The sequence below is a fragment of the Streptosporangium sp. G11 genome (assembly GCF_051192615.1).
Classification (GTDB): Bacteria; Actinomycetota; Actinomycetes; order Streptosporangiales; family Streptosporangiaceae; genus Streptosporangium.
In genome coordinates this window covers 1-26,491 of record NZ_JBPJUQ010000002.1, presented here as the reverse complement: position 1 = coordinate 26,491, position 26,491 = coordinate 1, and the positions used below count along the sequence as shown (strand labels likewise).

The 26,491-nt window shown below is 71.0% G+C and carries 22 protein-coding genes and 1 pseudogene; 9 read left to right on the top strand and 14 right to left on the bottom strand.

Features of this window, described 5'->3' with window-relative positions:
- Positions 1-20: 20 nt before the first annotated feature.
- The 11 genes from ACSDR0_RS02195 to ACSDR0_RS02145 form a co-directional block, all read right to left on the bottom strand.
- The gene (locus ACSDR0_RS02195; protein WP_435286998.1) at positions 21-515 is read right to left on the bottom strand and encodes a beta-class carbonic anhydrase; all 495 of its coding nucleotides are present in this window, start codon (positions 513-515) and stop codon (positions 21-23) included.
- A gap of 84 nt (positions 516-599) precedes the next feature.
- Entirely contained in the window at positions 600-1,148 is a 549-nt protein-coding gene (locus ACSDR0_RS02190) for a CGNR zinc finger domain-containing protein (RefSeq protein WP_435286997.1), read from the bottom strand.
- A 219-nt stretch (positions 1,149-1,367) separates the two neighbouring features.
- On the bottom strand, positions 1,368-1,778 hold the full coding sequence (locus tag ACSDR0_RS02185) for a Fur family transcriptional regulator (protein ID WP_435286996.1): 411 nt from the start codon (positions 1,776-1,778) through the stop codon (positions 1,368-1,370).
- Positions 1,775-2,608, bottom strand: a complete 834-nt coding sequence (locus ACSDR0_RS02180; RefSeq protein ID WP_435286995.1) for a metal ABC transporter permease — start codon at positions 2,606-2,608, stop codon at positions 1,775-1,777. Before ACSDR0_RS02180 ends, ACSDR0_RS02185 begins: the two co-directional genes overlap by 4 nt.
- Positions 2,605-3,357 carry a metal ABC transporter ATP-binding protein gene (locus ACSDR0_RS02175; RefSeq protein WP_435287282.1) on the bottom strand — a complete coding sequence of 251 codons (753 nt, stop codon included), beginning with the start codon at positions 3,355-3,357 and terminating at the stop codon, positions 2,605-2,607. Before ACSDR0_RS02175 ends, ACSDR0_RS02180 begins: the two co-directional genes overlap by 4 nt.
- A 36-nt stretch (positions 3,358-3,393) precedes the next feature.
- Positions 3,394-4,374 carry a metal ABC transporter substrate-binding protein gene (locus tag ACSDR0_RS02170; protein WP_435286994.1) on the bottom strand — a complete coding sequence of 327 codons (981 nt, stop codon included), beginning with the start codon at positions 4,372-4,374 and terminating at the stop codon, positions 3,394-3,396.
- Between the two features lie 700 nt (positions 4,375-5,074).
- On the bottom strand, positions 5,075-5,908 hold the full coding sequence (fdhD, locus tag ACSDR0_RS02165) for a formate dehydrogenase accessory sulfurtransferase FdhD (protein WP_435286993.1): 834 nt from the start codon (positions 5,906-5,908) through the stop codon (positions 5,075-5,077).
- A complete protein-coding gene (locus ACSDR0_RS02160) occupies positions 5,901-6,860 on the bottom strand; it encodes a 2Fe-2S iron-sulfur cluster-binding protein (RefSeq protein ID WP_435286992.1) in 960 nt (319 codons plus the stop codon). The genes fdhD and ACSDR0_RS02160 overlap by 8 nt, the downstream gene beginning before the upstream one ends.
- Complete coding sequence (locus ACSDR0_RS02155; RefSeq protein WP_435286991.1) at positions 6,857-8,863, bottom strand: NAD(P)H-dependent oxidoreductase subunit E; 2,007 nt, start codon at positions 8,861-8,863, stop codon at positions 6,857-6,859. The genes ACSDR0_RS02160 and ACSDR0_RS02155 overlap by 4 nt, the downstream gene beginning before the upstream one ends.
- A gap of 7 nt (positions 8,864-8,870) precedes the next feature.
- Positions 8,871-10,805, bottom strand: coding sequence for a molybdopterin oxidoreductase family protein (locus tag ACSDR0_RS02150; RefSeq protein WP_435286990.1), 1,935 nt, complete (start codon positions 10,803-10,805; stop codon positions 8,871-8,873).
- A 46-nt stretch (positions 10,806-10,851) separates the two neighbouring features.
- The gene (locus ACSDR0_RS02145; protein ID WP_435286989.1) at positions 10,852-11,841 is read right to left on the bottom strand and encodes a 2-dehydropantoate 2-reductase; all 990 of its coding nucleotides are present in this window, start codon (positions 11,839-11,841) and stop codon (positions 10,852-10,854) included.
- A gap of 72 nt (positions 11,842-11,913) precedes the next feature.
- Between ACSDR0_RS02145 and ACSDR0_RS02140 the strand changes: the two genes are divergently transcribed.
- The 7 genes from ACSDR0_RS02140 (at position 11,914) to ACSDR0_RS02110 (ending at position 21,611) form a co-directional block, all read left to right on the top strand.
- Positions 11,914-13,287 (top strand): molybdopterin-binding protein, encoded by a 1,374-nt coding sequence (locus tag ACSDR0_RS02140; RefSeq protein WP_435286988.1) that lies wholly within the window; start codon positions 11,914-11,916, stop codon positions 13,285-13,287.
- A 78-nt stretch (positions 13,288-13,365) separates the two neighbouring features.
- A complete protein-coding gene (locus ACSDR0_RS02135; RefSeq protein ID WP_435286987.1) occupies positions 13,366-15,057 on the top strand; it encodes a thiamine pyrophosphate-binding protein in 1,692 nt (563 codons plus the stop codon).
- 10 nt (positions 15,058-15,067) lie between these two features.
- Complete coding sequence (gene frc / locus ACSDR0_RS02130; protein WP_435286986.1) at positions 15,068-16,291, top strand: formyl-CoA transferase; 1,224 nt, start codon at positions 15,068-15,070, stop codon at positions 16,289-16,291.
- Complete coding sequence (locus tag ACSDR0_RS02125; RefSeq protein WP_435286985.1) at positions 16,291-18,426, top strand: acetate--CoA ligase family protein; 2,136 nt, start codon at positions 16,291-16,293, stop codon at positions 18,424-18,426. The genes frc and ACSDR0_RS02125 overlap by 1 nt, the downstream gene beginning before the upstream one ends.
- A gap of 170 nt (positions 18,427-18,596) precedes the next feature.
- Positions 18,597-20,003, top strand: a complete 1,407-nt coding sequence (locus ACSDR0_RS02120) for an Nramp family divalent metal transporter (protein ID WP_435286984.1) — start codon at positions 18,597-18,599, stop codon at positions 20,001-20,003.
- A gap of 10 nt (positions 20,004-20,013) precedes the next feature.
- On the top strand, positions 20,014-20,529 hold the full coding sequence (locus ACSDR0_RS02115; RefSeq protein ID WP_435286983.1) for a hypothetical protein: 516 nt from the start codon (positions 20,014-20,016) through the stop codon (positions 20,527-20,529).
- Positions 20,526-21,611, top strand: coding sequence for a TerC family protein (locus ACSDR0_RS02110; protein ID WP_435286982.1), 1,086 nt, complete (start codon positions 20,526-20,528; stop codon positions 21,609-21,611). The genes ACSDR0_RS02115 and ACSDR0_RS02110 overlap by 4 nt, the downstream gene beginning before the upstream one ends.
- Positions 21,612-21,669: 58 nt before the next feature.
- On the opposite strand, the gene ACSDR0_RS02105 is transcribed toward ACSDR0_RS02110, so the two are convergent.
- The 3 genes from ACSDR0_RS02105 to ACSDR0_RS02095 form a co-directional block, all read right to left on the bottom strand.
- Complete coding sequence (locus tag ACSDR0_RS02105; protein WP_435286981.1) at positions 21,670-21,858, bottom strand: hypothetical protein; 189 nt, start codon at positions 21,856-21,858, stop codon at positions 21,670-21,672.
- A gap of 582 nt (positions 21,859-22,440) precedes the next feature.
- On the bottom strand, positions 22,441-23,190 hold the full coding sequence (locus ACSDR0_RS02100; protein WP_435286980.1) for a GntR family transcriptional regulator: 750 nt from the start codon (positions 23,188-23,190) through the stop codon (positions 22,441-22,443).
- Positions 23,191-23,317: 127 nt separating this feature from the next.
- Positions 23,318-24,640: an MFS transporter gene (locus ACSDR0_RS02095; RefSeq protein ID WP_435286979.1), complete on the bottom strand. Its 1,323-nt coding sequence runs from the start codon at positions 24,638-24,640 to the stop codon at positions 23,318-23,320.
- A 99-nt stretch (positions 24,641-24,739) separates the two neighbouring features.
- Between ACSDR0_RS02095 and sucC the strand changes: the two genes are divergently transcribed.
- The gene (gene sucC / locus ACSDR0_RS02090; protein WP_435286978.1) at positions 24,740-25,903 is read left to right on the top strand and encodes an ADP-forming succinate--CoA ligase subunit beta; all 1,164 of its coding nucleotides are present in this window, start codon (positions 24,740-24,742) and stop codon (positions 25,901-25,903) included.
- Between the two features lie 79 nt (positions 25,904-25,982).
- A pseudogene (locus ACSDR0_RS02085) lies at positions 25,983-26,491 on the top strand (succinate--CoA ligase subunit alpha); the annotation flags it as partial.

Genomic DNA, 26,491 nt, shown 5'->3' with positions numbered 1-26,491 from the left:
CCGAGGGCCGTGCCTGGCCGTCAGGCCTTGACCTCGCGAAGGCGGCCGGTCTCCACCTCGTAGACGAAACCACGCACCGAGTCGGTGTGCGGGATGAAGGGGTCGTTCCTGATCCGGTAGAGGGACTGGACGACGTCCTCGTCGAGATCGGTGAAGGCCTCGGCCGCCCAGTCGGGCTTGACCCCGACCTCGGCCTGGATCTGCCGCTTGAAGTCGTCGTCGGTGAAGGTGAGCATGCCGCAGTCGGTGTGGTGGATGAGGATGATCTCCCTGGTGCCGAGCAGGCGCTGGCTGATGGCCAGGCTGCGGCGCTCGTCGGCGGTCACCACGCCGCCCGCGTTGCGGATGATGTGCGCGTCGCCCTCCGAGAGCCCGAGCAGGGCGTACGGGTTGAGACGGGCGTCCATACAGGCCAGCACGGCCAGCCCGCGCGCGGGCGGCAGGGGCAGATGGCCCTTGTCGAAGGCCTCCGCGTAACGCTCGGCGTTGGCCAGCAGCTCGTCGGTGACGCTCATGGGCTCTCCTCGGGGGTAGGCGGCATCACGTCACAACCTACCCGCATTACCTACTCAGTCAACAGGTATTAGCGGAGAGTGACATCAGGCCCGGCGTCGCGCGCGGTAGGCGGCGACGTGCATCCGGTTCCCGCAGGTGCGGCTGTCGCAGTAGACCCGCGAGCGGTTGCGTGACTCGTCCACGAAGACGTGGTCGCAGTCGGGCGCCGAGCAGGTGCGCAGGCGTTCCCACTCGCCCTCGACGAGCAGGTGGGCCAGGGCGACCCCGATGTCGGCCGCGAGGTGCTCGTGGAGCGAGGCGTCCGGCGCGAAGTAGTGGACGTGCAGGGGGTGGCCGTCGTGCTCCGCCAGGCGCGGGGTGATGCGGGTCCCGCTCAGCAGGGTGTTCAGCCGGATGACCGCGGTGGGCTGGTCCGGGGCGGTGAAGACCTTGTGGAAGGCCTCGCGCAGCGCGCGCACCTGGGTCAGGTCGGTGGCGTCCAGCTCGCCGACCCCGCTGACCTCCCAGCGTGCCACGAAGTCGCCGAGTTTTCGCAGGTCGGTCAGGGTGTCCTCGCCTCCGGTGGAAGGGGAGGTGTTGACGAGGTCGACCGCGGTGGCGAGTGAGTGCACCATGTCATGTCCGAATGGCATGTTGACTCCCGTAGAAGCGATTGCAGCGTGGAGGCGCGCACGGCGGCTCGCCGTGTCGGAAGCGTATCTCTCCCATGGACCTCCGGCGCCCTCTCGCGCGCGCCCATCGCGGCGGCGCGCTCCGTGCCATAAGGCTTTCCATACCATCATGTCCTGGTACGCCATGATGTGTGCGCAACGTCCGGAATCGGGGCTTCCCGTACGTGCTCCGTGGTCCGCTCAGGCGCGGCTCGGCGTACGGAGCGGTGTGGCGGCCGCGGTGGAGCAGGAGGCGCAGGTCCCGAAGACCTCCACCGTGTGGGTGATCTCGGTGAAGCCGTGCTCGGAGCCGATGGCCTCGGCCCAGCGTTCCACCGCGGGCCCGGCCACCTCCACCGTACGGCCGCACGCGCGGCAGACCAGGTGGTGGTGGTGGTCGCCGCTGGCGCACGCCCGGTAGACCGACTCGCCGTCGTCGGTCCTCAGCACGTCGACGTGACCGGTGTCGGCGAGAGCCTGGAGCGCCCGGTAGACGGTGGTCAGTCCGATCTTGGCGCCTTCCGCGCGCATCTCCGCGTAGACGTCCTGCGCGCTGCGGAAACCCTCGCTCTGGCGGAGGATCGCGTGGACGGCGTCACGCCTGTTGCTCATGGGCTGGACTCCTGAGGTCGGCTTCGACGTACGAATCTACCGAGCCCGAGGGCGAGGACGAACCCCGCGAGAGCAACGATGACGATGATCGCGCCCGGCGGAACCTCGACGTAGAAGGAGGAGGTCAGGCCACCGACCGTGGAGATCATCCCAAACAGCATGGAAAGGAACATCGTGCTCACGAACCCCCGGGTGAGCTGCTGGCTGGTCGCCACCGGCACCACCATCAGCGCGCTCACCAGAAGCAATCCTACGACGCGCATGGCGATGACCACGGTCAGTGCCGCGGTCACGGCGATCAGCAGACTGAGGAAGCGGACCGGCAGGCCGCTGGCCTTGGCGACCTCCTCGTCCTGGCACAGCACGTAGAGTTCCCGCCCGAAGACGGTCACCACGCCGAGCACCGCCACCGCCAGCAGGCCGATCACCCACACGTCCTCGACGGCGACGCTGCTGATCGAGCCGAACAGGTAGGACATCAGCGTGGCGTTGCTGCCACCGGGAGCCAGCGAGATGAGCAGCACGCCTCCGGCGATACCGCCATAGAACAGCAGCGCGAGCGCCACGTCCCCGCTGGTCCTGCCGCGCGCGCGGACCAGTTCGATGGCCACGGCGCCGAGTATCGAGACCACCACGGCCGTCAGCACCGGGGCGGTTCCGGTGAGGAAGCCCAGGGCCACGCCGGTCAGCGCGACGTGCCCGATGCCGTCACCCAGCAGGGCCAGGCGGCGCTGGACCATGAACGTGCCGATGGCGGGAGCGGCCAGGCCGACCAGGAGGGCGGCGATCAGCGCCCGCTGCATGAAGTCGAACTGCAGGAACTCGATCACGAGGCGGGCCTCCAGTCGAGCGGGCTCACGGGCTCCTCCTCGGCGTGCGGGTGCACGTGATCGTGACCGGGCAGCGCGTGCGTGCCGACCGCCCGGGGCGGCGGGCCGTCGTGGCACACGTATCCGTTCCTGAGAACCACCGCGCGGGTGATCAGGGGCTCCAGCGGGCCCAGCTCGTGCGCGACCAGCAGGACCGTCTTGCCCTGCTCGACGAGCGCGGACAGGGTCTTGGCGAGAAGCAGCTGGCTCTCGGAGTCGACGCCGGCCGTGGGCTCGTCCATGACGAAGGTGTCGGGCTCTCCGGCGAGGGCGCGGGCGATCAGCACCCGCTGCTGCTGCCCGCCGGACAGCGCCTGTACCGGGTCGGAGGCGCGGTGGGCCAGGCCGACGGCCTCCAGGGCCCTGCCGGTCGCCTCGCGGTCGGCCGCGCCGGTCAGGCGCAGGCGTCGCTGCCTCGCGATCCTGCCGGAGGCGACGACCTCGCGGATCGTGGTCGGCACGCCCCCGCCCACCGAGAGCCGCTGGGGTACGTAGCCGATCCGCCACCATTCGCGGAACCGGGCGGGGGGCCTGTCGTATAGAAGGGTCTCGCCGCCGGACAGGGGGATGAGGCCGAGCAGGGCGCGGATGAGGGTGGACTTCCCCGACCCGTTCGCGCCGAGCACCGCCACCGCCTCACCGGGTTCGACGGACAGGTCGATGCCGCGAAGCACCGGACGGCGGTCCAGGTTGACCTGGCCGCCGTTCATGGTGAAAACCGTTTTGCTGGATGTCACGTGTGACCTTTACGAGCAGCTGAGCGCTGCCTGGAGTGTGGAGAGGTTCTGGCGCATGGCGGACAGGTAGTCGCCGTTCGACGGCTGGCTTTCCACCGGGTCGAGGACCGCGGTCTTCGCACCGACCTCCTGGGCGAGAATCTCGGCGACCTTCGGGCTGACGAGGGTTTCGGTGAAAATCGTAGTTACTTTCTCCTGCTTGGCCACTTTTGCTACTTCAGCGAGGCGGGCGGGAGAGGGCTCGGCGTCGGGATCGAGGCCGCTGATACCGATCTGGTGCAGCTTGTAGCGGTCGGCGAGATAGCCGAACGCGGCGTGGCTGGTGACGATCGCGTCCGAGGAACACGCGGCCAGGCCCTTGGCCAGCTCGCGGTCCAGGGTGGCGAGTTCAGCCGCGGTGGCGGCGGCGCGCTCCTTGTAGGCCTGCGCGTGTGCGGGGTCGGCGGCGGCCAGCTTCTCACCGAGCCGGGTGGCGACCGTCGCGAAGCGGGCCGGGTCGAGCCAGAGGTGGGGGTCGTAGTCGACCTCTTCGTGGCCGTGTCCCTCCTCGCCCTCGTGCTCCTCCTCCGCGACCGCGGGAAGGGGCGTGACCGAGGTGGCCGCGTCGAAGGCCCGGTCGGCGGCGTGCTGCTCGACGGCCTCGTCCACCGCGGGCTGGACTCCCTTGATGTAGACGATGAGCCTCGTCTTCTCCATCCCGGCCACCTGCACCGGGGACAGCTCCAGGTCGTGCGGCTCGACGCCGGGCTCGGTCAGGCCGGTGACGGCCGCGTCGGGGCCGCCCACCCGCTCGGCGAGCCACTGCAGGGGATACATGGCCGCGGTGACGGCGGGTTTCCCGTCCGTGGAAACGCTCGACGCCCCCCCGGGCGAGCCGCCGGCGGTCGAGCCGGTTTCGGCGCCACAGGCGGTGGTGGCGGCGAGAAGGGCGGCGGACGCGGCCAGGCTGGCATTACGTATGCGGATACGTCGGGAGGACTCGGACATCATGCCGACCAGTATGCGCGTAAATGAAAACGGTTGTCAAAATCGAGCTTAGGGGAGGCTCACCGAAGGTGCCGCCTCACACGCGGGGAGCTACCCCACGGCATGCGAGACACACGCGTCCGGCCCGGGAGGAAGGGGTCGTGACCTGCGGGTGGAGGCCGTCGTTCGGCGGACCGGGATCGGGGGAGGCATCGCCCGGCCCGGGGGAGACGTTCGTGTGGCGGGGGCGTGACGTGCGGGTGGCGGTCGCCGTTCGGCGAATCGGGATCGGGGGAGGCATTTGGTGTGGCGGGGAGGTCGTGACGTGCGGGTGGAGGTCGCCGTTCGGCGGACCGGGATCGGGGAGACGCGGAGACGTTCGGCATCGCGGAGAGGCCGTGACGCGCTGATGGAGAGCCGCTGTCCGGCGCGGGAGGGCCGGGGCGGCGCCGCCGGGTACGCGGTGGAGAGGAATCGCGCGCCGGGGAGCGGGGATCCGCGGCCCGCGGGCGTCAGAGAGCCCGGCCGGCGAAGGGGGCGAGTATCGCGAGCCGGGCTCTCGGCGCCGGGCAGGGGAGCCGCCGCTCCCCGGCCTCGGCGGTCGGTGGGGGGTGAACGCGGCGATTGCGGTCCGGCGAGGAGGGTTCGGGCCGCACCTTCCGGCTCCCGGTGGGCCGCGGCGCCTGAGGGTGTGGGCGCTCGGCCTGGGAGGTGCGGCCCGGGCTCAGCCGGGGACCAGGCCGACGCGTCCTTCCCCGGTGTAGACGTTCATCGAGCTGCCCCTGACGAACCCGATGAGTGTCAGCCCCGTCTCGGCGGCCAGCTCCACGGCCAGCGAGGAGGGGGCCGAGACGGCGGCGAGGATCGGGATGCCGGCCATCACCGCCTTCTGGACCAGCTCGAAGGAGGCGCGTCCCGACACCATGAGCACGGTCGAGGCCAGCGGCAGGCGCCCGTCGCGCAGTGCCCAGCCCACCAGCTTGTCCACCGCGTTGTGCCGGCCCACGTCCTCGCGCACACAGAGCGAGTCGCCGCCGAGCGTGAACAGGCCCGCGGCGTGCAGCCCGCCGGTCCGGTCGAACACCCGCTGGGCCGCGCGGAGCCGGTCGGGCAACGCCGCGATCACCTCGGCCGTCACCGGCGCGGGATCGTCGTCCACCCGCCACCTGGCGACCGTGCGGACCGCGTCGAGCGAGGCCTTGCCGCACACCCCGCACGAGGAGGTGGTGTAGAAGTTGCGCTCCAGCGAGGTCGCCGGCGGAGAGGTGCCGGCGGCCAGCCTGACGTCGAGCACGTTGTAGGTGTTGGCGCCGTCGGCGGTGGCGCCCGCGCAGTAGCGGATCGCGGTGACCTCCTCGGCGGAGGTGACCACGCCCTCGCTCACCAGGAAGCCCGCCGCCAGGTCGAAGTCGTCGCCCGGCGTGCGCATGGTGATCGTGAGCGGTCGACCGTCGAGCCGTATCTCCAGCGGCTCCTCGGCCGCCAGCACGTCGACCCGGTGGACGGCCGCGGCCTCCCGCAGCCGCAGGACCCGGCGTTTGACGGTGACCCTACCCATCGGCGGGAGCCGTCCGCGCGCCGGAGGCAGAGCTGGAGACAGGGCTGGAGACAGGGCTGGAGACAGGGCCGGAGACGGGGATCGCGTCTTCCTGGGAGGCCACGTTCTGGACGTGCTGGAAGCCGAAACGGCCCTTGATGCACAGGTTTCCGTGAGTGACCGGGTTGTCGTGCGGCGAGCTCACCTTGACGATCCGGTTGTCCTGCACGTGCAGGGTCAGGTTGCAGCCGACCCCGCAGTAACTGCAGATCGTCGTCGTCTCGGTCTGCCGGTCCTCGTCCCAGCTGCCCGCGGCGCGCATGTCGAACTCGCTCTTGAACGACAGCGCCCCGGTGGGGCAGACCTCGACGCAGTTGCCGCAGTAAACGCAGGCCGAGTCGGTGAGCGGGGCGTCGTGCTCGGTGGAGATCATCGCGTCGAAGCCCCGCCCGGCGACCGAGATGGCGAAACTGTTCTGCCACTGGTCGCCGCAGGCGTCGACACACTTGTAGCAGAGGATGCACTTGGAGTAGTCGCGCACGTAGAGGTCGTTGTCGACCTTCGCGGGCTGCGCGACCGTGGCGGCCTCCTCGCCGAAGCGGTCGGGTCGCGCGCCGTACTCCTCGATCCACTCGGCCGCGCGCGGCGTGGTGGACAGGTCGGCCGTCGAGGCCAGCAGCTCCAGGACGATCTTGCGGCTGTGCCGGGCGCGCTCGGTCGCGGTGCCGACGACCATGCCGGGCTCGGCCCTGCGGGAGCAGGCGGGGGCGAGCGTACGGGCGCCCTCGACCTCGACCACGCAGACCCGGCAGGCGTTCTTCGGGGTGAGGGTGTCTCCGTAGCAGAGGGTCGGGATGTCCTTGCCCGCCGCCGAGCAGGCGTCCAGCACGGTCGAGCCTTCCGGTACCCGGACCGGGTCGCCGTCGACGGTTATCTCGATCAGCCGCCGGGGCGGCTGCAGGGGAACACTCATGATGCCTCCGAGGGGGAGAAGACGCCCAGCCGGTCGATGGCCGACTCGACGGCGTTCCAGGCGGTCTGGCCGAGTCCGCAGATCGAGGCGTCGCGCATGGCCTGGCCGACCTCCCGCAGCAGCGCGATGTCACCGGCCGTGGGCCTGCGGCTCAGCCGGTGCAGGGCCTCCTCCTGCCGTACGGTGCCCACCCGGCAGGGCACGCACTGCCCGCACGACTCGTCACGGAAGAACTCCGCGATGCGCAGGAGGATGTGGGCCAGGTCGACGCTGTCGTCGAGCACCAGGACCACTCCCGAGCCCAGGGTCGTGCCGGCCGCCCGGGTGCCCTCGAAGGTCAGCGGGACGTCGAGCTCGTCCGGGCGGACGAACCCGCCGGCCGCGCCGCCCAGCAACACCGCCCGGAGCGTCCCGGTCGCGCCCCCCGACAGCGTGAGCAGCTCGCGCAGGGTGGCGCCGAACGGCAGCTCGTAGACGCCGGGCCTGGCGACCGTGCCCGAGACGCAGAACAGCTTGGTGCCCGTCGAACCCTCCGTGCCGGTCGCCGCGTAGGCGGCGGCCCCGCCGGCCAGGATGGGCAGCACGTTGACCAGGGTCTCGACGTTGTTGACCACGGTGGGCTTGCCGAACAGGCCCTTCTCCACGGGGAAGGGCGGCTTACTGCGCGGCTCGCCGCGGAAGCCCTCGATCGAGTTGAAGATCGCGGTCTCCTCGCCGCAGATGTAGGCGCCCGCGCCGCGCCTGATCTCGATGTCGAAGGAGAAGCCCTGTCCCATGACGTCGGCCCCGAGCAGGCCGCGCGCACGGGCGACGTCGATGGCATGGGCCATCCGGCGGATCGCCCGGGGATACTCCCCGCGGATGTAGAGGTAGCCCTTGGGGCAACCGGTGGCGTACGCGGCGATGGTCATCGCCTCCACCAGCGCGTACGGGTCGCCCTCCATGATCACGCGGTCCTTGAAGGTGCCCGGCTCGCTCTCGTCGGCGTTGCAGACCAGGTAGTGGGGGTGGTCGAGCTGGCGGGCCGTGGCCTCCCACTTGCGCCCGGTGGGGAACGCCGCCCCGCCCCGCCCGACGAGGCCGGATTCGAGCACCTCGCGGATGACGCCGGCGGGGCCGATCCTGACGGCCTCGCGCAGCGCGGCGTAGCCGCCTTCGGCCCGGTAGTCGTCGAGGCTCGCCGGGTCGACGACCCCCACCCGGCGCAGGAGCACGAGGGAGGGGTCGCCCGCCTGCGGGACGGCGCGCTCGGCGGGAGGCTCCTCACGCTCGGCCAGGGCGGGGCCGCCGGTGGCGTCCATGCCGCTGAGGCCGCCGAGCTTGCTGAGATCCTGCGCGCCGCCAGTGCCGCCCGCACCGCCGACGCCGCTCGCGTCGCCGGAGGCATGGGGCCGGCCGGTTCCGTTGGTCCCGTCGGCTCCGCTCGCGCCGCCGGTCCCGTTGCTTCCGCCGGCCCCGTTCGTGCCGCCGATGGAGGCCGGTGCCGGTTCGGCGGGGCCGTAAACGGTCGCGCCGGGGAACTCGCCGGCCTGCAGGGCCAGCGCGGCGGGTGCCCGCTCGCACAGGCCGAGGCAGGGGCTCGGCTGCCAGGACAGGCCGGGCGGGCCGAGCCTCTCCTCGGTGCTCCGCCGCACCGCGTCGGCGCCGCGCGCCTGGCAGGCCAGGTCGGTGCAGACGTGCAACACCCGTGCCGGTCGCGGCTTCATCGAGAACAGCGAGTAGAACGTCGCCACCCCGTACGCCTCGGCGGGCGGCACGGTCAGGCGGCGGCAGATGTAGTCGAGAGCGCCCTCGCTGATCCACCCGATCCTGTCGTTGACCGCGTGCAGCGCGGGGAGCAGGAGGTCGCGCCGGTCGCGGGCCTCGTGCCCGCCGACGGCGACCCGCAGGTCACCGTCGGAGCGGGTGCCGCCCTCCCAGCCCGTCGCGGGGGCGCCGAGGAACGCGTCGACGGCGGCGCGCTCCTCGGCCGAGGGCTCGGCGTCGCTGAACCGAAGGTCCACGCCCCCGTCACCCGGCCTTCGCGGGTACGAGCTTGTCGACGCGCACGGCGGCGGCCTTGAACTCGGCGGTGCCCGCGATCGGGCAGGTGGCCTCGATGGTGAGGGAGTTGGTGTCGACCTCGTCGGGGAAGTGCATCGTCATGAAGACCAGGCCGGGACGCAGGGCCGGGTCGATGTGGACGGGGGCGACGACCGAGCCGCGCCGGGAGCTGATCCTGACCTCCTCGCCGGGACTCACCCCCAGCCGCGTGGCGTCCTCGGGGGACAGCTCGATGTTCTCGCCCCTGCGCAGCGGCGAGGCGAATCCGGACGACTGCACGCCGGTGTTGTAGGAGTCGAGACGGCGGCCGGTGGTGAGCCGCAGAGGATATTCGTCGTCGAGCAGGTCGACCGGTGGGGAATGTCTGAGCACCGCGAACGGCGCGGCCCTGCCCCGGCGGGCCGGGTCGCTCTCCCAGAGCCGCCCGTGCAGGAAGGGCGGTTCGAGGGAGTCTTCGGACGGGCAGGGCCACTGGATGCCCTGGAGTTTGTCGAGCCTGTCGTAGGTCATGCCGGTGTGGGCGGGGGAGAGGGCGCGGAGCTCGTCCCAGACCTCCTCGGCACCGGTGTAGTTCCAGTCGTGGCCCAGGCGGCGGGCCAGCTCGCAGAGGATCCAGATGTCGTCGCGGGCCTCGCCCGGTGCCTGGAGCGCCTTGCGGACCCGCTGCACCCGCCGCTCGCTGTTGGTGAAGGTGCCCTCGCTCTCGCACCAGGCCGCGCCCGCCGGCAGCACCACGTCGGCCATCTGGGCGGTCTTGGTCAGGAAGATGTCCTGCACGACCAGGTGGTCGAGCATGCTGAGCCGCTTGACACAGTTCAGTGAGTCGGCCTCGGACTGCACCGGGTTTTCCCCGATGAGATAACAGGTGGTGACCTCGCCCTCGGCCATCGCCTCCAGCATCTCGGTGAGGTTGAGGCCGTAGCGCGGCTGGATGGGGGTGTCCCACGCCTGCTCGAACTTGACGCGGATCTCCGGGTCGAGGATGTCCTGGAAGCCGGGCAGCCGGTTGGGGATGGCTCCCATGTCGCCGCCGCCCTGCACGTTGTTCTGGCCGCGCAGCGGGGACAGGCCCGAGCCGTACCGGCCGACGTGGCCGGTGAGCAGCGCCAGGTTGATGAGGGCGCGCACGTTGTCGGTGGCGTTGTGGTGCTCGGTGATGCCGAGCGTCCAGCACAGCTGGGCGCGGTCGGCCCTGGCGTAGGCGTGCGCGAGCTCCCGGATGGCGGCCGCGGGCACGCCGGTGACCTGCTCGGCCACCGGGAGCGTCCACGGCTCGACCGAGGCGGCGAACTCCTCGAAGCCCTCGGTGGCGCGCTCGATGAACGAGGCGTTGTGCAGCCCCGCGTGGATGATCTCCCGGGCCACGGCGTGCGCGAGCGGGATGTCGGTGCCCACGTTGAGGCCCATCCACAGGTCGGCCCACTCGGCGGTGCCCGTGCGCCGGGGGTCGACCGCGAACATGCGGGCGCCCTTTCTTATCCCCTTGAGCACGTGGTGGAAGAAGATCGGGTGCGCGTTGCGCGCGGCGGAGCCCCACATCACGATCACGTCGGCGTCCTCCACCTCCTGGTAGGAGGAGGTGCCGCCGCCGCTGCCGAAGGCCGCGGACAGGCCCGCGACGCTCGGGGCGTGGCAGGTGCGGTTGCAGGAGTCGACGTTGTTGGTGCCGATTACGACCCGGGTGAACTTCTGACCCACGTAGTTCATCTCGTTGGTGGAACGAGCGCACGACAGCATCGCGAAGGCGTTGGGCCCGTGCTTGTCGACGTTGCGCCGGAAGCCCTCCGCGGCGCGTCGCAGCGCCTCGTCCCAGGTGGCGCGGCGCAGCACGCCGTTTTCGCGGACAAGGGGATGGGTGAGCCGGTCGTAGTGCTCGGCGCGGTCCCCGCGGTCCCTCTTCATACCCCATCCTTTCGACAGTCCTGTATACAGTCTACGGTATGTCGCATCAACTGGCGGCGGCAAGATTTTCCCGGACCCGCTCGTCCAAGAGGTCGGCGACCGCGTGGATCGCCCGCAGCGTGGGCACCTCGGCCCCGGTCAGGTCGGCCAGTTCCACGACGGCGGCGAGGAGCACGTCGAGCTCCAGGGGCTTGCCCTTCTCCAGGTCCTGGAGCGTGGAGGTCTTGTGCTCCCCCGTCCGCTCGGCGCCCGCGATCCGGCGCTCGATCGAGATGTCCGGATCGCAGCCCACCCTGCGGGCCACGTCGACGGTCTCGCGCATCATGGTGACGACGAGGTCGCGCGTCCCGCGGTGGCGGCAGATGCCGGCCATGGTCGCCCGGGTGAGCGCACTGATCGGGTTGAAGGCGATGTTGCCCATGAGCTTGATCCAGATGTCGCGCCGTAGATCGGCCTCGACGGGACATTTCAACCCGCCCGCGATCATGGCGGAGCTGAAGTCGACACAGCGGGTGGAGAGGGAGCCGTCGGGCTCGCCGATGGAGAACCGGGTGCCCTCCAGGTGGCGGATCACGCCGGGCGCCTCGATCTCCGTCGCCGCGTAGACGACGCATCCGATGGCGCGCTCCAGCGGCAGCGCGGCGGTGACCGCCCCGCCGGGGTCGACGCTCTCGATCACGTGGCCCTGGTAGGGGCCGGACAACCGGTGGAAATACCACCACGGGATGCCGTTCTGGGCCGCGATGAGGCCGGTGGTCTCGTGGAGCAGCGGCTGGATCATGGGCCCGGCCGCCGCGTAGGAGTTGGCCTTGAGACCGAGGAAGACGTGGTCCACCGGGCCGATCTCTCGGGGGTCGTCGGTGGTGTGGGGGTGGGCGGTGAAGTCTCCGCGCGGGCTCAGCACGCGTACTCCTGATGCGCGCATCGCCGCGAGGTGCTCTCCGCGGGCGATCAGATGCACCTCGGCGCCTGCCCTGCACAGGGCGGCGCCGACGTAGGCGCCGATGGCGCCGGCGCCAAGAACAGCGACTTTCACAAGAGGCTCCGTCCTCGCGTCCATAGTGCATTCGGTATACAGTATGGAAAAAATCCGGTCAAGGAGCTGCCGATGGCCGTACCTAGATCCACCGTCCACGAAGCCCCGTCCCGCGATCCGGACGCCGTGCCCTCGCCGGGGCCGCCGCCGCACCACGGTGCCCCCGCGGAGGCGCTCCCCTGGGAGTCGGCCCGGAGGGTCGCGGCGTCCGCCGCTGGACCGCTCTCCCCGGTCGACCTCCCCCTCCATCTGGCGTACGGCTGCCGCCTGGCGGAGCCGCTGCGCGCCCTCGTCCCGGTGCCCGGTGCCGACGTGGCCGCGATGGACGGCTACGCGGTCGCGGGTGATCCGCCCTGGCGGATCGCGGGCCTCGTGCTCGCCGGGGGCGCGGCCTTCGGGGCCGCGCTCGGGCCCGGCACGGCGGTGGAGATCGCCACCGGCGCCCCGGTGCCCGAGGGCGCCGAGGCGGTGCTGCCCTACGAGCTGGCCGTACGGCCCGTCGGGGTGCCGGGACGGTCCGCGCCACCGGGCCGGTTCACGCCGCCGCTCGGCAGGTTCGCGCCGCCGGGCGGGGAGTCCCGCACGGCGGGCGAGCCGGCCGGCGAGTGGGTGTCGGCCCCTCCGGGGGCGGTCGAGCCCGGCAGGCACATCCGCAGGCGCGGCGAGGACTGCCCGCTGGGGGCCGTCGTGCTCACGGCCGGTTCGGCCGTCACGCCCGCGGTGCTCGGTCTCGCGGCGGGGCTCGGGCACGACGTGCTTCGCGTGCGGCCGAAACCCCTGGTGTCCGTGCTGGTCACGGGCGACGAGGTGGTCACGCTGGGGGTGCCGGGCCCGGGGCGGGTGCGCGACGCGATCGGTCCCATGCTGCCGGGGCTCGTCGAGTGGGCGGGCGGCCGGGCCGAGGCGCCGCTGTGGCTGCCCGACGGGGCGCGCGCCCTGGCCGCCGCGCTCGCCGGGCCCCCGGGCGGTCCGCCGGGTCAGGTGGTCGTGGTCTGCGGCGCCTCGTCGAAGGGGCCCGCCGACCACCTGAGAGCGGTGCTCGCCGGGCTCGGGGCGGAGATCCTCGTCGACGGCGTCGCGGTGCGGCCGGGCCACCCGCAGCTCCTCGCGAGGCTTCCCGACGGGCGCCTGGTGGCCGGGCTGCCGGGCAATCCCTACGCCGCGCTGGTCGCCGCGCTGACGCTGCTCGCCCCGGCGGTCCGGGCGCTCGCGGGCGGGCCCGAGGCCCCGCGCGAGCGGTCCGCGCTGGCCGGTCGGGTGCGGCCCCACCACGCCGACACCCGCATGGTCGCGGTGCGGCGCGGCGGCCGTGGCGCGGTGCCCGTCGGGCACGACCGGCCGGGGTCGCTGTGGGGGGCCGCGCTCGCCGAAGCGCTCGCGGTCGTCCCGCCCGGGTGGAGGGGCGAGCCGGTCGAGCTCGTCTCACTGCCCGCACAAAGGGTCTAGACATCGCCGGACCCCGGGGGTAACCATTGCCCTCATACGGTATGCAGTATGGAGAACACAATCGAGAGGACCACCAGAATGACCCAGCCAGCGGACACGGCGCCGGAAACCATCTCCGGAGGCCACCTGGTGGCGAAGGCGCTGAAGGCGGAGGGGATCGATGTGATCTTCACGCTCTGCGGCGGCCACATCATCGATATCTACGACGGTTGCGTCGACGAGGGCATCGAGGTCATCGACGTCCGCCACGAGCAGGTGGCGGCGCACGCGGCCGACGGTTACGCCCGGATCACCGGCAAGCCGGGTTGCGCGGTCGTGACGGCGGGACCGGGCACCACCGACGCGGTGACCGGCGTCGCCAACGCCTTCAGAGCTGAGAGCCCCATGCTGCTCATCGGGGGGCAGGGGGCTCTGAGCCAGCACAAGATGGGGTCGCTGCAGGACCTGCCCCACGTCGACATGATGACCCCGATCACCAAGTTCGCGGCCACGGTCCCCTCGACCGAGCGGGTGGCCGACATCGTCTCGATGGCCTTCAGGGAGTGCTTCCACGGCGCTCCCGGGCCGTCCTTCCTGGAGATCCCGCGCGACGTCCTCGACGCCAGCGTCCCGATCTCCAAGGCCCGCATCCCCGAGGCCGGCCGCTACCGCGCCTCCGTACGCCAGGCCGGAGACCCCGAGGCCGTCGAGCGCCTCGCCGACCTGCTGGCCCACGCGGAGAAGCCCTGCGTCCTGCTGGGCAGCCAGGTCTGGACCACCCGGGGCACCGACGACGCCATCAACTTCGTCCGCGCGCTCAACGTCCCCGCCTACATGAACGGCTCGGCCCGCGGCACGCTGCCCCCCGGCGACCCGCACCACTTCCAGCTCTCCCGGCGCTACGCCTTCACCAACGCCGACCTGATCATCATCGTCGGCACCCCGTTCGACTTCCGGATGGGTTACGGCAAGCGCCTGTCGCCCTCGGCGACGGTGGTCCAGATCGACCTCGACTACCGCACCGTCGGCAAGAACCGCGACGTCGACCTGGGCATCGTCGGCGACGCCGGGCTGATCCTGGCCGCGGCCACCCAGGCCGCCTCGGGCCGCGTCGAGAACGGCGGGACCCGGCGCAAGGAGTGGCTGGAGGAACTGCGCGCGGTCGAGACCGCGGCCTACGAGAAGCGGCTGCCCCGCCAGCTCTCCGGCTCGCAGCCGATCGACCCCTACCGCCTGGTCCACGAGATCAACGAGTTCCTCACCGAGGACACCATTTACATCGGCGACGGCGGCGACATCGTCACCTTCTCCGGTCAGGTCGTCCAGCCCAAGTCGCCCGGCCACTGGATGGACCCCGGGCCGCTCGGCACCCTCGGCGTCGGCGTCGCCTTCGCCATGGCGGCCAAATACGCCAAGCCCGACAAGGAGGTGCTCTGCCTCTTCGGAGACGGGGCGTTCAGCCTCACCGGCTGGGACTTCGAGACGATGGTCCGCTTCAACCTGCCGTTCATCGGCGTCATCGGCAACAACTCGTCGATGAACCAGATCCGCTACGGCCAGGCCGCCAAGTACGGCGAGAACCGCGGCCGGGTCGGCAACACCCTCGGCGACGTCAGATACGACGAGTTCGCCCGGATGCTGGGCGGCCACGGCGAGGAGGTCAGGGACCCCGCCGACATCAGGCCCGCCCTGGAGCGGGCCCGCGAGTCGGGCAAGCCCGCCCTCATCAACGTGTGGGTCGATCCGGACGTATACGCCCCCGGAACCATGAACCAGACCATGTACAAGTGAGGGGGACCCCATGAAGGCACTGGAAGGTGTCCGCGTCCTCGACATGACCCACGTGCAGTCGGGTCCGTCCTGTACGCAGCTCCTGGCCTGGCTCGGCGCCGACGTGATCAAGTTGGAGGCGCCCTCCGGCGACATCACCCGCAAGCAGCTGCGCGACGTCCCCGACGTCGACAGCCTCTACTTCACGATGCTGAACTGCAACAAGCGCAGCATCACCCTCAACATGAAGAGCGAGCGCGGCAAGCAGATCTTCACCGATCTGCTCCGCGACTCCGACATCCTGGTGGAGAACTTCGGGCCCGGCGCGGTCGACCGGATGGGGTTCTCCTGGGACCGCCTCCAGGAGCTCAACCCGCGGCTGGTCTACGCCTCGATCAAGGGTTTCGGCCCGGGACGTTACGCCAAGTTCAAGGCGTACGAGGTGATCGCCCAGGCGATGGGCGGCTCGATGAGCACCACCGGCTTCGAGGACGGCCCGCCGCTGGCCACCGGCGCCCAGATCGGCGACTCGGGCACCGGCATCCACGCCGTCGCCGGCATCCTGGCCGCCCTCTACCAGCGCGAGCAGACCGGGCGCGGCCAGCGCGTCCAGGTGGCCATGCAGCACGCGGTGCTCAACCTGTGCCGGGTGAAGCTCCGCGACCAGCAGCGGCTCGGCCACGGGCCCCTGTCGGAATACCCCAACAAGACCTTCGGTGACGAGGTGCCGCGCTCGGGCAACGCCTCGGGCGGCGGCCAGCCCGGCTGGGCCGTGCGGTGCGCCCCCGGCGGCCCCAACGACTACATCTACGTCATCGTGCAGCCGGTCGGCTGGGCGCCGCTCGCCGGGATCATCGGCCGCCCCGAGCTGGGCGACGACCCCGAGTGGGCCACCCCGGAGGCGCGCCTTCCCAAGCTCGACAAGATGTTCCAGCTCATCGAGGAGTGGAGCATCACCCGCGACAAGTGGGAGGTCCTCGACCGGCTCAACGCCGCCAACATCCCCTGCGGCCCGATCCTGTCCACCAAGGAGCTGCTGGAGGACGAGAGCCTGCGGCAGGAGGGCGCGCTGGTCGAGGTCGACCACCCCGAGCGCGGCTCCTTCGTGACGGTCGGCAGCCCGCTGCACCTGTCCGACTCGCCGGTCGACGTCACCGCACCTCCTCTGCTCGGCGAGCACAACACCGAGATCTACGCCGGCCTCGGCCTGTCCGCCGACGAGCTGGCCGAGCTGAAGACGAACGGAGTCATCTGATGGCGTATGACCAGGCCGCCGTACGCGAGGTGCTGGACAAAGCCCGCGCCGAGGGCCGCACCGCGCTGACCGCCCCCGAAGGCAGGAGGATCTGCCAGGCGTACGGCATCTCGACCCCCGGTGAAGGGGTGGCGACCTCGGCCGAGGAGGCGGTGTCGCTCGCCGGGGAGATCGGCCTGCCCGTGGTGCTCAAGATCGTCTCTCCTGACATCCTGCACAAGACCGAGGCGGGCGGGGTGCTCGTCGGCCTGGCCGACCTCGACGCGGTGCGCGCGGGCTACGACCGGATCCTGGCCTCAGCGCGCTCGTACGACCCCGAGGCGTCGATCGACGGCGTCCAGGTCCAGGCCATGGTCGGCGCCGGGCACGAGGTGATCATCGGCGCGGTCACCGACCAGACCTTCGGCAAGGTTGTCGCGTTCGGGCTCGGCGGGGTGCTCGTCGAAGTCCTCAAGGACGTGACCTTCCGGCTGGCCCCCCTCTCGGGTGATGATGCACTCGGGATGCTGGACGACATCAGGGCGGCGGAGGTGCTGCGCGGTGTTCGTGGTGCGGAGGCGGCCGACAGGGGGGCGCTGGCGAACATGATCGAGCGAGTCGGAGCCCTTGTCGGAGACTTCCCCGAGATCGCGGAGGTGGACCTGAACCCCGTCTTCGCCACCTCCGACGGCGCGACGGCCGCCGACGTGCGCATCCTCCTCGACGCCGACCCCGTGGCCCCGCCCGCCCGGCTCTCGCGGGAGGAGATCCTCGCCGGGATGAACCGGATCTTCAAGCCGCGTGCCGTCGCGGTGATCGGAGCCTCCGGCGAGAGCGGCAAGATCGGCAACTCGGTCATGCGCAACCTGATCAACGGCGGCTACCGGGGCCACATCTACCCGATCAACCCGAAGTCCTCGGAGATCCTCGGATTGCCCGCCTACCCCAGCATCGCCGACGTGCCCGGGGAGGTCGACGTGGCGGTCTTCGCCATCCCGGCCAAGTTCGTGCCCGCGGCGCTGGAGGACGCCGGGCGCAAGGGGGTGGCGGGAGCCATCATGATCCCGTCCGGGTTCGCCGAGACGGGCAACGTCGAGGGCCAGCAGGAGATCGTCGAGATCGCCCGCAAGCACGGCATGCGCATGCTCGGCCCCAACATCTACGGCTACTACTACACGCCGGAAAACCTGTGCGCCACGTTCTGCACGCCGTACGACGTGAAGGGCGGGGTCGCGCTGACCTCGCAGAGCGGTGGCATCGGCATGGCCATCCTCGGCTTCAGCCGTACCACCGGGATGGGCGTCTCGGCGATCGTCGGGGTCGGCAACAAGGCCGACGTCGACGAGGACGACCTGCTCACCTTCTTCGAGCAGGACGACAACACCAACTGCGTGGCCATGCACCTGGAAGACCTCAAGGACGGGCGCGGGTTCGTCGAGGCCGCCCAGCGGATGGTCGCCAAGAAGCCGGTGATCGTGCTCAAGGCCGGGCGCACCGCGATGGGCGCGCGGGCCGCGGGCTCGCACACCGGGGCGCTGGCCGGCGACGACAAGGTCTACGACGACATCCTCCGCCAGGCGGGCGTCGTGCGGGCCCCGGGCCTCAACGACATGCTCGAGTACGCCAGGGCGCTGCCGCTGATGCCCGCGCCCAAGGGCGAGAACGTCGTCATCATCACCGGGGCGGGCGGCTCGGGAGTGCTGCTCTCCGACGCCTGCGTCGACAACGGACTGACCCTCATGGAGATCCCGCCGGATCTCGACGAGGCCTTCCGCGCCTACATCCCGCCCTTCGGGGCGGCGGGCAACCCCATCGACATCACCGGTGGCGAACCGCCCAGCACGTACGAGAACACCATCAGGCTGGGCCTGGCCGACCCCCGCGTGCACGCGCTGGTGATCGGTTACTGGCACACGATCGTCACCCCGCCGATGGTGTTCGCCGAGTTGGTGGCGCGGGTCGTGGCCGAGGAGCGGGCCAAGGGCAACGACAAGCCCGTGGTCGCCTCACTGGCCGGTGACACCGAGGTCGAGCAGGCCTGTGACCATCTCTTCGCGAACGGGGTGATCGCCTACCCGTACACCACGGAGAAGCCCGTGGCCGTGCTCGGTGCCAAATACCGCTGGGCAAGGGCCGCAGGGTTGCTGCGCGGCTGAGCCGCGCTTCATGAGCGAGGGGGCGAATCGGGGCACTCGCAGGATCAACCAACCCCCCAGGAGGTCCGCAGGTGGACACATCGAGAACACCGGCTGCAGCGGAGCCCGGCGAAGCCGCCGCCGCATCCGGCCAGGAAGAAAAAGTATGGCGGGCGGGCGGGCTGGAGCCGATGCCCATACGCACCCTGCCCGACGCTCCCCCGTCGATCCACATCCTCGGGCCGACGGTGTTCCTCGTCGCGCTCGGTGTGGGCATGGGCGAGTCGTATATGTGGCCTCGGCTGGTCCTGCTGTTCGGGCCGGAGATCCGGTGGCTGTTCCTCATCGGTGTCACTCTCCAGGCCGTGGTCATGCTGGAGATGGCCCGTTACGCCATGGCGACGGGGGAGAGCATCTTCTTCGGCGCCGCCCGGGTCTTCAAGCCCCTGATGTGGTTCTTCTTCGTCGTCGCGATTCTCGTCTACATCTGGCCGGGTCATCTGTCCGCGGGGGCCGCCGCCTTCGAGCAGATCACCGGCATTCCATGGGTGATCACGGCCGTCGCGGGCCTGATACTCGTCGGGGTCGTCTTCAGCCTGGCGAAGGTGATCTACAACCTGCTGGAGAGCGTGCTGTCGATCCTGATAGGCACGCTCGTCGTCGGGACCGCCGTGGTGGCGGCCATGGTCGGCACCTGGGGCGACGTGGTGAGCACGATCACCGGGATGTTCGCCTTCGGCTACCTGCCGCAGCAGGCGCTCTCGGAGGCCTGGTTCCCGGTCATCGTGGGTTCGATCGCCTTCGCCGGGCCGTCCGGAATGCAGCAGATGTGGTACACCCTGCATCTGCGTGACTCCGGGGCCGGAATGGGATCCCACATCCCGGCCGTCCGCGGTCTCCGGCACGCCGGTGAGGAAGAGGCCATGCCCTCGCGCGGCTTCATGTTCGACACGAGCAACCCCGAGGAGATGCGCAAGTGGAAGGGATGGCGGCGCTGGGTCACCTTCGACGCCCTCCTGCTCTTCTGGGGCATCACGATGCTGGTCACGGTCTCCTTCACCGTGATCGCGCAGGCGGCGGCGAGAAACACCCCCGGCGTCCGCGCCGTGATCGAGTCGGGCGACAGGGAGGTGGCGCTGAACGCGATGGCCGACTCCTTCGCCTCCGCGGGCAGCTCGGTGCTGGGCGGGGTCTTCCTCGGCTTCATCGCGCTGATCGGGCTGAACGCCACCCTCGGCCTGTTCGACTCCTTCTCCAGGGGGCAGGCGGACATGAGCTTCCACTTCGTGCGCGGTGCGAAGAAGCTCGGCATGTCTCGCCTGTACGCCGCCTTCCTGTGGGGCGTCATCGCGTTCGGCATCCTGATCCTGCTGTTCGGTCCCGCCGACGGCCCGAGCGGGATCCTCGACACGCTGGCGTTCCTGTCCACGTTCGCCATGGGCGCCTACTGCGTGACGCTCCTGCTGGTGAACAACCGGATGTTGCCCAAACCGATCCGGCCGAAGATCTGGACCAACCTGATCATCGGCTTCGGGGCGGTCTTCTATCTGGGGATGCTGCTCTACAGCCTGTTCGCCTTCGGCGTGGTCGTGGGCTGACACCGTGCCGATGCGACAAGCTGAACTCGCCCTTCCCGGGGCGCTGATCGGAGTCGTCGCCGGCGCCATGGCCGGGGGGCTGACCCTGCTCGCAGGGCAGCCCGCCGGCTGGGCCGCGATCTCCGCGGTGACCCTGGCCCTTCCCCTGGGGCTCCTCGGGGCCGGATACTCCGTCCTGCTCGGCCAGAACCTGTTCAGACCGGGGCTGTTCGCCCCCGCGGGTCTCTACTGGCTGGTCGGCTTCCCCCTGGCCCGGCTGTTCCAGGAGACGATCACCAGCCTGGCCGTCCTCGGTCACGTCAGCCTGCCCGGCGGGGTGGCGGGATTTCTGGCCTACCAGGCCATGGTGAGCCTCGGCTTCGCGATCGGCTTCCTCTGGTTGCACGAGAGGCTCATGCCCCACTGGTTGATGCGCCTGAGAGAGCGCAATCCGCAGGCGCGCGAACTGTTCGCCGCCTACGTTGAGCACGCTGAGGCGCTGTGGCTCGCCAAGGAACGCCGCCGCGCACGGAAAGGAGCGCGTTGAACATTCCCACATGGGTGTGGCTGGTCACGATCGCCGGGTTCGGCCTCGTGCTGGCCATCGACTTCTACCTCGTGGCGCGCAACCCGCGAAAGCCCTCGTTCCGCGAGTGCACGTTCTGGGTGATCTTCTACGTGTCGCTCGCCATCGCCTTCGGCGTGGGGCTGCTGGTGGTCACGGGGCCGTCGCACGGCGGCGAGTTCTTCGCCGGTTGGATCACCGAATACTCCCTCAGTGTCGACAACCTGTTCGTCTTCCTGCTGATCATGAGCCGTTTCTCGGTGCCGGACCGCTACCGGCAGAAGGTGCTCCTGATCGGCATCGTCCTGGCACTCGTCATGCGCGGCGCCTTCATCGCCGCCGGGGCGGAGGCCGTGACCCGCTTCGACTGGCTCTTCTACATCTTCGGCGCCTTCCTCATCTACACCGCCTGGAAGCTCATCGGTCATGAGGAGGAGGAGGCGGAGTTCTCCGAGAACATCGCGCTGCGCACGGTCAGGCGGGTCGTCCCCACCACGGAGACCTACCACGGCTCGTCGCTCTCCGTGATGGTCAACGGCCGCCGCGCCGTCACCCCGATGCTGATCGTGATGGTGGCGATCGGGACCACGGACCTGCTGTTCGCCCTCGACTCCATCCCGGCCATCTTCGGGCTGACCAAGGAGCCCTACCTGGTGTTCACCGCCAACGCCTTCGCGCTGATGGGGCTGCGGCAGCTGTTCTTCCTGATCGGAGGACTGCTCGACCGCCTGGTCTATCTCAGCAAGGGCCTGTCGATCGTCCTGGCCTTCATCGGTGTCAAGCTCATCTTCGAGGCGCTTCACCACGACGGCGTCTCCTGGGCCCCGGAGATCCCCATCCTGGTCTCCCTCGGGGTGATCGTCGGCACGCTGGCCGTCACCACCGTGGCCAGCCTTCTCAAGTCGAGGAACGACCGCGGTCGCACCCCGGCGGGCGGGCACGGCTCCGCGGAGGATGCGGCGGTCGGCTCCACGGACCCGGTGGCCGATCCCTCCGGTTCCCCCGATGCCGTCGATCCCGCCGAGCCCGGCGCGAAGCGGAGCGAGGCGCACGCGGACGGCTGAGGCGCGGCCGGCCGTCGCGAGCGGGTGGTCTCCCCGGCGGAGATCCCCCGCTCGTCGCTCATTTGGGAACGTCGATCCCGTCGGTCCGCTGCTCGGTCGCCCAGCGGCGCAGATGGCGCTCGGCGTTCTCCGCCGACCCGTACTTCCGCATGGCCGTCGCGAGGCCGAGCCCCATCATCCGGCCGTCGGCGGAATAGCCCGCTGGTCCAGAGGTGAGAAAGCGGAACCTGTTGAGAAACGCTCTCATCGATCATCACCACCAATTCTTTCGTTAAGTATCTGCCCCGGGTGTTTCACTCAAACGGGCCAACCGTGAATTCTGTGTCAACTGGTCCGTGAGCTGCCCGGACCGTGTGGGAACGGCTCGGGAAGAGCTTGATCCCCTTGCCGGTCCGCGCGGGATGGCCGCGCTTTTCCATGCCGGCCGGTACGGATCAGCCGATGCCGGACCGCGTGGATCGGCGGTTTCCGGTCCGTTTGATTAGCCGATGCCGGCCCGTACGGATTGGCGGTTTCCGGTCCGTTTGATTCGTCGGTCCGGCCCGTGGGGATTCGGGCGCCGGTCCGCCTGGTTTCGTCCGTGTTTTTTCGGATGTGCTGTCTCGAACCTGCTTCCCCGGACCGGGACGTGCTGGACCGTCTCGTGCCGGATCGGACCGGCACGAGCGGGTTTTCCGGTGATCAGCCCGTACCGGCTCGAACCGGCGGGGGAGGGAACGGCCCGCGCCGGGTCAGATCGGCGCGGACAGGGGAACGGGCCGGGATCGGCTCGCGCCGGCCGGTGAGGGCCGGCGCGAGCCGGGGGGAGCGGAACCCGGGGGGCGGAGGGTCAACTCGCGCTGAGCGAGCGCGGGCGCCGACGGCGGGTGACGGGCGCGGGCTCCTCCGGCTCGGCGGGCTCGGATGCCCGCTGCTCCAGGTAGGAGGAGCGGGTGTGCCCGGTGTGGTCGTGCATGATCTCCGCGGCCCTGGTCTCGTCGCGCGCCTCGATGGCGTCGATCAGCTGGCCGTGCTCCTCCCAGGAGGCGCGGCCACGCTGGCGGGCCACCGGTGTGTGGTACCACCGCACGCGGCGGGAGACCTGGGAGGCCAGCTCCGCGAGGACCGCGTTGCCGGACAGCTCGGTGACCAGCGCGTGCAGCTCCGAGTTGGCCGCCACCGAGGACTCGATGTCGTCCGCCTCCAGAGCGCGGAGCCCGCGCGCGCACACCTCGCGCAGCCGGGCCACGCCCGTGGCGTCCGAGTTGAGCGCGGCCAGCCGCGCCGACTCGGTCTCCAGCAGGGCGCGTACGGCGAGCAACTGGTCGGCCTCCTGCACGGTCGGCGCGTGGACGAACGCCCCGTGGCCGGGACGGAGGTCGACCCAGCCCTCGCCGCTGAGCATCTGCAGCGCCTCGCGGACCGGCTGGCGCGACACGCCGAGCAGCTCGGCGAGCTCGCTCTCCGCGAGGTGCTGGCCGGGGCTGAGGCTCCCGTTCACGATGAGCTCCAGGATCGCCTCGAAAACGCTCTCCCGGAGGGTGGTCGGGCGCGGGATCTTGGGCGCCGCTCCCGAGTTCGCCAGTTCCGACCGCACCATGTCTCTTCAGCTCCAGGATGAGAAAATATGGCGGCCCCTCGTCTGGCCGGCCCGTTGTCTCTTGTCGACTGCCTACAGTATACAGTTTCGGACAGGGTGTCCGTGGTGAGCCTGATCACATCCCCGCTCACCTGGGAAGCGTGACCGGATGACCAGGTTGGCGCAGCGTGGCGCTGAGGGCCACGGCGGCCAGCACCAGGCCCGCGGCGAGGAAGAACGCCGCGGCGTGGCCCGATGAGGTCAGGGCCAGAGCGGCGAGGGCGACCCCGACGAGCCCGGCGACCGCCTTCGCACTGTAGACCACGCCGTGGATCGAGGCGGTGTGCTTCTCACCGAAGTATTCGCGCACCAGGCTGGCGATGAGCGGATAGAACGCCCCCCCGCCCAGGCCCGCGGGCACCGTCGCGACCAGGATCATGACGGCGGACCCGGTCACCGTCCCCCAGGCCAGCAGCAGCTGCCCGAGGCAGAGCAGGGCCAGCACGGCGCTGAGCGTGCGCCCCCGCCCGGTCACCTCGGCGGCGAGCATGGCGCAGGCGCGTCCGGCGCCGTTGAGCACCAGGAGCAGGGCGACCGCGGCCCAGGGGGAGAAACCGCCGGAGGTCGCCAGCGCGACCACGTCGAAGATGGAGACCGCCCCCGCGCAGACCAGGATCGACACCAGGGTGGGAAGCGAACCCGTGCGCAGCGCCTGGCCCAGGGAGAACTGGCGTACGGCCCGGGGCTCCCTGCGCAGCGCGACCCGGTCGTCGGCCCAGGCGCGCGGGTCGATGTGGGCGGGCCACCAGTGCGGCGGCGGCAGGCGCACGAAGGCCGCCGCCAGGCCCACCGCGGCCAGCGCGACGACCGCCGCCACGACGAACAGTGGCCGGAGCGCGCCGCCGTCCGGACCGGTCACGGTCGCGCCCTCCTCCAGGACGGCCACCACCGCGAGCGGGGCCGTGCCGTAGGCGAAGGCGCCGGTGGTGAAGCCCACCCGTGCGGCCGGGCGCTCGGGGTACCAGCGGGCGACGGCCTCGGTGCACGAGCCGTACACCAGCCCGGCGCCCACGCCGCCGAGCAGGGCGTAGCCCGCGAAGACCGCGGGGAGGTCGCGGGCGAGGGCCACCGTGAGCAGCGCGGCGGCGCTGAGCGGCGCGCCGGCCCACAGCGCGACGCGGATCCCGAGCGCGCCGCGCCGCAGCAGCAGGACGGTGGGCAGGGCCACGGCCGCCTGGCAGACGATCCAGACGGCCAGCGGCGCCAGGGCCGAGGCGAGCGGCCAGCCGCGTGCCTGCGCCAGGGCGGGCACCGCCGCCGCGTAGCCGTACTGCATGGCGCCGATGGAGGCCATGGCGGCCCAGGGGAGCCAGAACATCCATGACCGGGGACGGTTGATCAGATCCCGCGGGGTGTCGCCGACGAGGTAATCGCGCCCCCGCCAATCTCGTACGAGCTGCGTCTTCTCCATACCGTATGGAATATCCGTCGCCGGAGTCCCTGTCGAGGTCTGGACGAGTAGATTTCCATACGGTATACCGTCTACAAGAACCATATCCAGGGAGGTCGCGTGGACCTGTTCGAATACGAGGCGAAGAAGCTCTTCGCGCGGCACGGCGTCCCCGTCCCCACCGGCGAGGTCGTGGCCACCCCCGAGGGCGCGCGCGCGATCGCGGCCGGCCTCGGGGTCCCGGTCGTCATCAAGGCCCAGGTGAAGACCGGCGGCAGGGGAAAGGCCGGGGGCGTGCGGCCCGCCCCCGGCCCGGCCTCCGCCGAGCAGGAGGCGCGACACATCCTCGGCATGGACATCAAGGGCCACATCGCCGAGACCGTGCTCGTGGAGACGGCCACGATCCCGGTCGAGGAGTATTACGTGGCCTATCTCGTCGACCGGGCCAACCGGTGTTTCCTCGCCATGGCGTCCGTCCACGGCGGCATGGACATCGAGGAGGTGGCCGCGACCAAACCCGAGGCGCTGGTCAAGTTGCCGATCGACCCCCTGACCGGGATGGACGAGGGCGCCGCGCGCGAGCTGGTGATCCGCGCGGGCTTCCCCTCCGACCTCCAGGGCGCGGTGGCCGAGGTGCTGGTCCGCCTCTGGCAGGTCATGGTCGAGGAGGACGCCCTGCTGGTCGAGGTCAACCCCCTGGTCTGGACGGCGGGGAGCTCGGTCCTGGCCCTCGACGGCAAGGTCAGTCTCGACGAGGGCGCGGCCTTCCGCCACGACCACGCGGCCCTGACCGCCGGGCCCGGCGACGGCGGCCTCGAGTCACGCGCCAGGGCCAAGGGCCTCAACTACGTCAAGCTCGACGGCCACGTGGGGGTCGTCGGCAACGGCGCGGGGCTGGTGATGAGCACCCTCGACGTCGTCGCCCAGGCGGGAGAGCACTTCGGCGGGGTCCGCCCGGCCAACTTCCTCGACATCGGGGGCGGAGCGTCCGCGCAGGTCATGGCCGACAGCCTGGAGATCATCCTCTCCGACCCCGACGTCAGGTCGGTCCTCGTCAACGTCTTCGGCGGCATCACCGCCTGCGACGCGGTGGCCGACGGCATCGTCTCCGCGCTCGGGCTGCTCGGCGACCGCGGCCTGAGCCGCCCCATCGTCGTGAGGCTCGACGGCAACAACGCCGAGGAGGGCCGCCGGATCCTCACCGAGGCCGGGCACCCCGCGGTCCGTCAGGTCACGACCATGGACGGCGCCGCCGAAGAGGCGGCCAGGCTCGCCGCGGCATGAGCGGGCCGACCATCGGATACGGCGAGCCCGCCGGTCCCGCCCACGCAGGGCACGCCAGCACTGAGAGGGAGTGGCAAGCATGGCGATCTTCTTGACAGGCGACAGCAAGGTGGTCGTGCAGGGCATGACCGGCGCGGAGGGGAGGCGGCACACCGCCAGGATGCTCGCGGCGGGCACCGACGTGGTCGCCGGTGTCACGCCAGGCAAGGGCGGCGGCACGGTCGACTTCGCCGAGCGAGGCGTCCCGGTGTTCGGCACGGTCGCCGAGGCGATCGCCTCGACGGGCGCGGACGTCTCGGTGGTCTTCGTGCCGCCGAGGTTCGCCAAGGCCGCGGTCATCGAGGCCGTCGACGCGGGGATCGGCCTCTGCGTGGTGATCACCGAGGGCATCCCCGTCCACGACACGCTGGCCTTCTGGGGCCACGCCCAGGCGGCGGGCGGCAGGACCCGGATCATCGGCCCCAACTGCCCGGGGCTGATCAGCCCCGGCGCGTCCAACGCGGGGATCATTCCGGCCGACATCACCAGCGCGGGCCGTATCGGCCTGGTCTCGAAGTCGGGCACGCTGACGTACCAGCTCATGTACGA